General features: G+C 61.2%; 5 protein-coding genes and 1 pseudogene. 5 read left to right on the top strand and 1 reads right to left on the bottom strand.

All coding sequences use genetic code 11. From position 1 onward, the window contains the following. Nucleotides 1-83: pseudogene (locus tag EV664_RS05850) on the top strand (IS5/IS1182 family transposase); the annotation flags it as partial. 9 nt (nt 84-92) lie between these two features. On the opposite strand, the gene EV664_RS05845 reads toward EV664_RS05850, so the two are convergent. Beyond that, nucleotides 93-320 (bottom strand): hypothetical protein, encoded by a 228-nt coding sequence (locus EV664_RS05845; protein WP_133494707.1) that lies wholly within the window; start codon nt 318-320, stop codon nt 93-95. Nucleotides 321-767: 447 nt separating this feature from the next. On the opposite strand from EV664_RS05845, the gene EV664_RS05840 reads away from it, so the two are divergent. The 4 genes from EV664_RS05840 to EV664_RS05825 all read left to right on the top strand — a co-directional run bounded on the left by EV664_RS05840 (nt 768) and on the right by EV664_RS05825 (nt 7,222). Beyond that, a complete protein-coding gene (locus EV664_RS05840) occupies nt 768-1,313 on the top strand; it encodes a hypothetical protein (protein WP_133494706.1) in 546 nt (181 codons plus the stop codon). 19 nt (nt 1,314-1,332) lie between these two features. Next, on the top strand, nt 1,333-2,115 hold the full coding sequence (locus tag EV664_RS05835; RefSeq protein WP_133494705.1) for a HamA C-terminal domain-containing protein: 783 nt from the start codon (nt 1,333-1,335) through the stop codon (nt 2,113-2,115). Then, nucleotides 2,102-5,614 (top strand): DEAD/DEAH box helicase, encoded by a 3,513-nt coding sequence (locus tag EV664_RS05830; RefSeq protein ID WP_133494704.1) that lies wholly within the window; start codon nt 2,102-2,104, stop codon nt 5,612-5,614. The genes EV664_RS05835 and EV664_RS05830 overlap by 14 nt, the downstream gene beginning before the upstream one ends. Nucleotides 5,615-5,725: 111 nt before the next feature. Then, nucleotides 5,726-7,222: a hypothetical protein gene (locus tag EV664_RS05825; RefSeq protein WP_133494703.1), complete on the top strand. Its 1,497-nt coding sequence runs from the start codon at nt 5,726-5,728 to the stop codon at nt 7,220-7,222. Nucleotides 7,223-7,513 lie beyond the last annotated feature (291 nt).

Here is a 7,513-nt window from a genome sequence, read left to right as displayed (position 1 = left end):
ACACCCGCTACGATCGCTGCGCCCACACGTTCATGTCAGCTATCTGCATCGCCGCAACCGTCATCTTCTGGCTGCCGCAATGAGTCCTGAGCCTAGTTCCGCCATGTCTGGCGTAACTCCTCGTCGAACCAGCGCTCGGCATCTTCAAGCGCGCCCATCGTCGATCTAAAGGAGAAGTAACTGGAATAGCCCTGCTCGTCTGCCCAGCGTTTGAAGTCGGAAAATGACGGCTGCTCGGCAGAGCCGACCGCAACGCCAGCCACCTTTGCCCATTGGTGGGTCAGGTGTCGGATCGCCGGCTCGGCCTCAGTACGCTTCATCAGGACTCATCGTCATCATCATGGAGGTACCAATTTGGCAGACTGCCTCCGTACTTTCCACCCTTCGGCACTAACACGCTGACCCGGCATCGCTGCGAGCCCGGGGTCCAACGTGGACATGAAGTGTACGTGGAAGGCTGCCCCGCACACTATTGCGTCTCAGAGCTGGCGTGGGCGCGGCGGCGTTTGGGTAGGTAACGGCGGCAAATGGCGGGCCACGACCGATGAAGATGAGCACTATACTTACGCTATAGCGCTACGATAAGCCCGGCCGAAGCCTGGGTCGCGGCCAACGACCTATAAAAACGCGAAGAGAAAGCCACGCCCCCGTAGGCTGTGGCTCCTTCCCTATGGGACGAACTTCGTATACAGCTTGGACCTGCGCCGAGGTCGAAAGCCGGGGCGCAGTGGCGGAAGCCGCGATGATCCTTGACCAGGAGCAAGAAAATGACGCCACCCGTATATTCGCAACTCTTCTCGTGCCTGTACGACCAGGCTGAGGCTGTTGGCCAAATCGGTCGCGGCACGCACCATTCAGTTTTTCGCAGCATCCAGTGGCGCTATATTGACGGCGACTTCCGGGATAGCGGTAGATTCCACGACTTTGCCGTCATTTGGGATGAGGATCACGATGCCCGAGTGATCCCAATGATCGAACACTTGCACATGACTGGCCTGCTTTGGCCGGTGGTCTTTATCGGCGAGCGCAAGGGCATGCTGACCGTGCTGCTGTCCCATGGCATTGATCCAAGGAAAGAGCGATCAGACTGGTTTGATACGGTGCGGGACATCGCCGGTCACGCTATCGAAAACGATCCTTGGACCGTCGAATTTGGCACATTCCATCGAGATCCGGCGAACCGGGATAAGTTGACCGAGTCCGCCGGCCTGATCGACGATTGGGAGGAATTGGTGGTTGCATACCTCCAGTCTATCGACGTGCTGTGGCAGCTCGGCGAAGAGCGGAGCGCGCGTCAACAAAATCTCGGATGATCGATCGGGGGGGGGAATCATGGGGCTGTACGAGCGGTGGTGTGAGTCCACCAAAGAAAAGGACAAGCGCAGGCGCTACTGGACCTATGTGGAAAAGGACGGCGGCCGTGACGAGATTCGCGATGATCTCGCCGAGACTATCCGTTCGCACTACGACCGGCTCGAACGTATCGCCGAGGACGTGGAGCGGCTCGGATACCAGGTCGCCGCCAGAATCCTCAGCGAAGCGGTGCCGCAGACGCCCAAGGGCCGCTCCGGCGATCTCGGTGAAATTCTCGCGACCGAGCTGGTCGAAGAGGAGATCGGCCTGCGCGTCCCTGTGCGCCGCCTCCGCTACAAGGACGGCCGCAACATGGCCATGCGCGGCGACGACTTCATCGGCGCCGGTTACGATGGGGCCGGCGAGAAGCTCTGGCTCCTGAAGGGCGAAGCCAAGAGCAACAAAGTGCTCGGCAAGGCCACGGTCACGAGCGCCCGCAAGGTGCTCAACCGCGACAACGGCCGCTGCACGCCCGATTCCCTGCTGTTCGTCGCCAATCGCCTGCTGGAGAGCAACGATCCGAGCGACAATGAGCTGGGTCGCAGCCTTCGCGACGAAGTGGGCCTGAAAACCCTCCGCGCCGATCGCATCGACCACATGCTCTTCACCGTGTCGGGCAACGGCCCTCACGCCTCGCTGAAGGACGACCTCGACGCTACCGGGACCAACCGGGACCATTACGTCGTGAACATCCACGTCGCGGACCACCAGGACTTCATCGCAGCCATGTATCAGGAGGCGGAAGACCTTGGAGACGATTGACGAACTGACCGCGTTCTTGGCGACCGCAACCGTCGACGGCATCCTCCGGCGCCTGCTCTATCGGGGCGCCGCATGGTCGCTGATGCGCGAGGATGGCGTGTTGCCCGCTAATGCGCCGCCCCTCGGCGCGACGATCGAAACCGACCTTGCCGAGCACGGCTTTGCCCTGCTTCGGGGCGCGATGGCCCTGCGCGTTCAGGCTGGCGCTTCCGAACTGACCAGCAAGGCGTTCGAGCGTGCCGCCAACGCCTTCGAAGCCCTGGTGCGCAATGGTGATCCAGAATCGCCTGATCGCGGCTTCCGCCGTACCATCGCTGCCGCCGCCTATCACCTCGCCGGCTTCTCAGCAGTTGCCTATTCGCTCTTCAACGAGACTGCGGACGACCTCAATGCCTCGCCGGGCGAAGCGGCGATTCGACACCTGATCCTGCGCGATCTCGGCCAGTTGCGTGGCTTTGTTCGCGATTGGTTGGACGATGGGGCTCATGGTGATGAGCAGGTCGCCGAGGCGCTACGGGGCGAAGAATCAGACATCGACGAGGTGCTATCGACCATCCTCAACACGACAATCTGCCGGGCTCTGGCGCATTTTGACTTCGCGCTCGAGACGGGCGAGCCCGAGCCGATCGAGACCGCACGGACGCTGCTCGCCACAGCGGTCAGTCTGGCGGACAATGCGGAGAATGTGCCGCTGTGGTGGATTTCGAACCTCTGCCGCCACCTGATCGACGACCTCTGGCAGCATTCACTACACCAGACCCTGCCGACGGAGCCGCCAGCGGGGACGGAGGAAAAATACCCGGACCTGCGCCGGCTGTTCATTTCGTCGCTCTACGCGCGAAAAACTTCCGAGGTGGAGCTATGGCCATCGCAGCGCGAAGCGGCCCAGCGTTCCACGGACGTTACTGACGATCTGGTCGTCGCTTTGCCGACCAGCGCCGGCAAGACGCGGGTGGCGGAGATCGCCGCGCTGATGACGCTGTCGTCGGAGCGCAGGGTGCTGATTGTGACGCCGCTGCGCGCTCTGTCCGCCCAGACAGAGCGATCCTTCAGAAAGACCTTTGCGCCCCTCGGGTTCAGCGTCTCCTCGCTTTATGGCGCCAGCGGCCTCTCGGCTGGCGATGAAGACGCGCTGCGCACCCGTGAGATCATCATCGCGACGCCCGAGAAGCTCGATTTCGCGCTGAGAAGTGACCCGTCGCTGATCGATGATGTCGGCCTGATTGTGCTCGACGAAGGCCACATGATCGGACCTAGCGAGCGCGAAATCCGCTACGAGACGCTGGTGCAACGCCTGCTTCGGCGTGCGGACGCGAGCGAACGCCGGATCGTCTGCCTCTCCGCTATCTTGCCCAGCGGCGACGAGCTCGATGATCTCACCGCATGGATACGCTCCGACGAACCGGGCGAGCCTGTGCGTTCTGACTGGCGTCCTACACGGCAGCGGTTTGGTGCGCTGACGTGGCGCGGCAAGGACGCGCTACTGCGGCTTGACCTGGATGAAGATGGTCCTTTCCTCGACAAATTCGTCGTCGAGAAATCGGCGCGGGGTAAAGAGAAGAAGCCCTATCCGCGCAAGAACTCGCACCTCGCCTTGTTCGCTGCATGGGAGTTCGCCAGCCAGGGCAAGCGGACCTTAATCTTCTCCACGCAGGCGAACTGGGTCGAGAGCTACGGTAAACAGGTCGTGGACCTCTGCAAGCGCGGCTATCTGGAATCGCTGCTGGAGGATAAGGCGTCGGTCGCCCGCGCTCTGGAGGTCGGCAATGAATGGCTGGGCGAGGACCATCCCGCTGTCGCCTGCCTCAAGCAGGGCGTTGCCATCCACCACGGTCGGCTGCCGAGCCCGTTTTTGCGCGAGCTGGAAGCCCTGCTGTCTGAGGGCGTCCTGAAAGTCATAGTCGCATCGCCGACGCTCTCGCAGGGTCTCAATCTCAACGCCGCCGTGCTCTTGGTGCCGGCGTTGTATCGTGCCGGCGAGAAGATCAAAGGCGAAGAGTTTGCGAACGTTGCCGGCCGAGCCGGACGCGCCTTCGTCGACGTCGAGGGACTCATTGTTCACGTCATATTCGACAATATTAACTGGCGAAAAAAAGAATGGGGCAAGCTGGTTGCCTCCGCCAAAGCTCGCACGCTGAAAAGTGGCCTCATCCAGATCGTCGCCGAGATTCTTGAGCGGCTGTCCCGCGAAGGTGTACTGGATCGCGACGATGCCTGGGAATATCTCGCCAATGCGCGCGAAGCTTGGAGGTCGCCGGAGGAGGAAGCATCTGTGGCCGAGCGCTTGGCTGCTGCAAGACAGAATGATGGCGATGTCGCTCATGACGACGACGGAGAAGATGATGATGACGATGCGGAAGAGGCCATCGAAGAGGAGCCTCTGTCGCAGATAGTCGAACGTCTAGACGCAACTGTGTTTGGTCTCATTGAAGCGCTCGATTCTGATCGGGCCGATTTGCCGAAACTTTTGGACGAGGCCCTCAGAGGATCGCTTTGGGCTCGTCAGATCGCCCGCGAGGACGAAGACGTAGCCCCTCTGCACAAGCGAGTAATCAAGGCGCGCGCTGATCTCATCTGGAAGACGACCACCGCATCGGCCCGGCGCGGTCATTTCGCCATGGGTGTTGGACTGGAAGCAGGCCTCGCAATTGATGCCATGGCTGACGTGTTGGCCGAACTCCTCGACCGCGCAGACGTAGCGGCGCTCAGCGGCATTATTGATGAACTAGTCGAGACCCTTGGCGGCCTTGGAGAGCGGCTTTTGTTCATGCGGCCGTTCATCCCCGGCAAGAACAACGCGCTGCCTGCGAATTGGAAGGCAATCCTGCATAGTTGGGTGTCGGGCGAGGATGTGGCCAAGATTGGGCCTCAGAACATGCGCGCGGTCGAAGAGGCCTTCACCTACCGTTTGGTTTGGGCGCTGGAGGCTGTCCGCACACGCCGCATGTCTCTCGGGTGGTCGCCAGACACGGTGGCGGGCGGTGCTGCGGCGGCGGTCGAAACCGGCGTCCCGCAGTTCATGATGTCGATGCTGATCCGCGCGGGCCTACCGTCACGGCGCGCGGCCATGGCGGCGATCGAAGATGCCAAGCCTGTCTTCGTTACACCTGCCGAGATGCGGGCCTGGCTCGAGTCAGACGAGATCACTGCGTACACAGATGCCGGCGATTGGCCTACACCCGATACCGCCGCGTTGTGGGCGCGCTTCCGGACCGAAGCTCTCAGCGGCGGCATCCAGAAGTGGTCGGTCGAACACTACAAGCGTCTGCTCGACATAGCGGCTTCCCCGCCTGCCGGCCTCTATCGGATTGTCACCGACGAGGGTGATGGGCGGACATGGTTGGCGACGCCCGACTATCAGCGGATCGCGGCGTTCAAAAAGCCGGCTGTCGATCCCAAGCCCAGCCTGTTCTCGGGTCGGTTGCCAGGCAACACCAGGCTCGTGGAAGCCTTGCGCGTCGGCCGCGGGAAACTGCGCTGGCCGGCAGCCGATGCATAAAGGGGAAATTAGACCGCCTCATGCCGAGACGGCGACCAAAAATGCGTGCCGCTCGTCAAGGGGATGGGGGCATCTACCGTGGCGGCGGTAGTCGGCCGGGCGGCTTAATTGGTGTACGCTCACTACAAGCCCCTCCGGAATTTCCTGCGCGGCTTCAATCTTTGGAGCGGTCTCGGTGCGACCTACTTCTACACCCGGCACCTGCAGTTCGACCAGCCGCTACCCGAGCAGTTGAAGAACAATGCGCTCAGATTGGGCCAATCGAATCTGAAAGCGGGCCTTCATGGCCATCTCGTGGAACTGCTCGCGCGAGAAGTGATCCTCAACGGGCAAGCTCGAGGCGGGAAACCCCTGAACACTGCAGATGCGGCGTTCAAGGCCATGGGCATGATCCATCGGCTCGATGACAAATCATGGGGACTGCATGGCTCCCGCTCCGACGACATAATCCTCCAACTGTCGCGGATAGCCTTCCAGCAATTTCCTTGGCAGTCACCGCGGACCAACGGTGTGCTCGCACGCTATCACATGCTCTACGCTCACCCGTTGGTTGCGCCGCTGGTCGAGGCAGAGTTCGGGATGTCCACCGGCGAGCTTTTCCAGCTCATCCTTTTATTCGCCGAAGAGATGCTTCGACGTCCGACACTCGCGTTCGAGTTCCTTCCCGCGGCCGAAGAGTCGATTCACGCGCCCGTATTGGCGCTCACGGACAGGATTTCCCGCTCATCCGATGATCTGCGAACAGCAACGGTTGAGCGCCAAAGCTATGGCGTGAACTGGGCTTACAGCTTCAATCCCCTTCGCGCTTTCCCGTTGGTGCATGCCGGCAATCCGCGCTCCCTGATGTGCCCGGCTCCGCCGATTCTGCTCCAACGGCTAACCGATGGTCTCTATTTTGATCTCATCCGCGCGGATCGCCGCTTCGGAAGCGCCATCGGCAAAGCCTTTGAACACTATGTGGGCAAGGTGGCAGAGCGGATCGGCCGTGATGTATTCGACCTGCGCGAAGAGACGTGCTGGGGGAAACCGGAACGCCGAAGCGTGGACTGGATCGTTGGCGACAAAAGCGCGTCGCTGTTTGTCGAGTGCAAGCTGGGCCGCCTCGACATCGCCTCGCAAACCGAAATCTCGCCCGACCCGCCGTTCGTTGCCGCGATTGGGCGCCTCGCTGGAAATGTAGGACAGCTTTACGCCACGCTTAACGAAGCCCTCGCGGGCGGATATCCCCACTGGAAGCCAGATGGTCGCCCCGTGCATCCGATCGTCGTCACGTTTCATGAGTGGTTTTGCTTCGGCCCATTTTTCTACAAGCATCTCGACAAATTGGTGGACACGGAGTTCGAGAAGCGCGGGTTGGATCGGGCGTTGTTGGAGCGTCATCCTTACTGTGTCTGTTCGATCGCCGAGCTTGAGGGGTTGCTGACGGCGAGCCGAGGAGCAACCATCGACATCGTGGTTTCGGAGAAGATGTCAGCCGCCCACCGGCAATCGCTGATGCGCGGATTTCTTGCCGATTGCTATCCAGGCAGCCTGAGCAACGCCATGGGTACGTTCGAGGATGGCATGGACCTCGTCATCGAAGGACCATCACGGCTGACAAGGCGATAGCGCGACATATCGGCAAGTCGCCACGAGTCAGGCAAGTCCGATCCCACTCGTTGACCGTCGAACCTGCTACGACGGCGTAGCGGGTGCGGATCATGAGTATGAAACGGCGGACTATGGCGGCGAATGGCGGGCCACGCCCGATGAAGATGAGCACTACACCTACGCTATAGCGCTACGATAGTCGTTGTATGCCGGCGCTGTGTTCGAAGCATTTCGGCCGCGCCAAATACTTCCGTCTGCCTCCCCTTACCAAATAGGACTGCCGTGACTACGCCGTCGTAGCAAGAGCGG

It is taken from the genome of Stakelama pacifica (assembly GCF_004361835.1).
Lineage (GTDB): Bacteria > Pseudomonadota > Alphaproteobacteria > Sphingomonadales > Sphingomonadaceae > Sphingomonas > Sphingomonas pacifica.
Note: the sequence above shows the minus strand (reverse complement) of the source record. Positions and strands in the feature narration are given on the sequence as shown.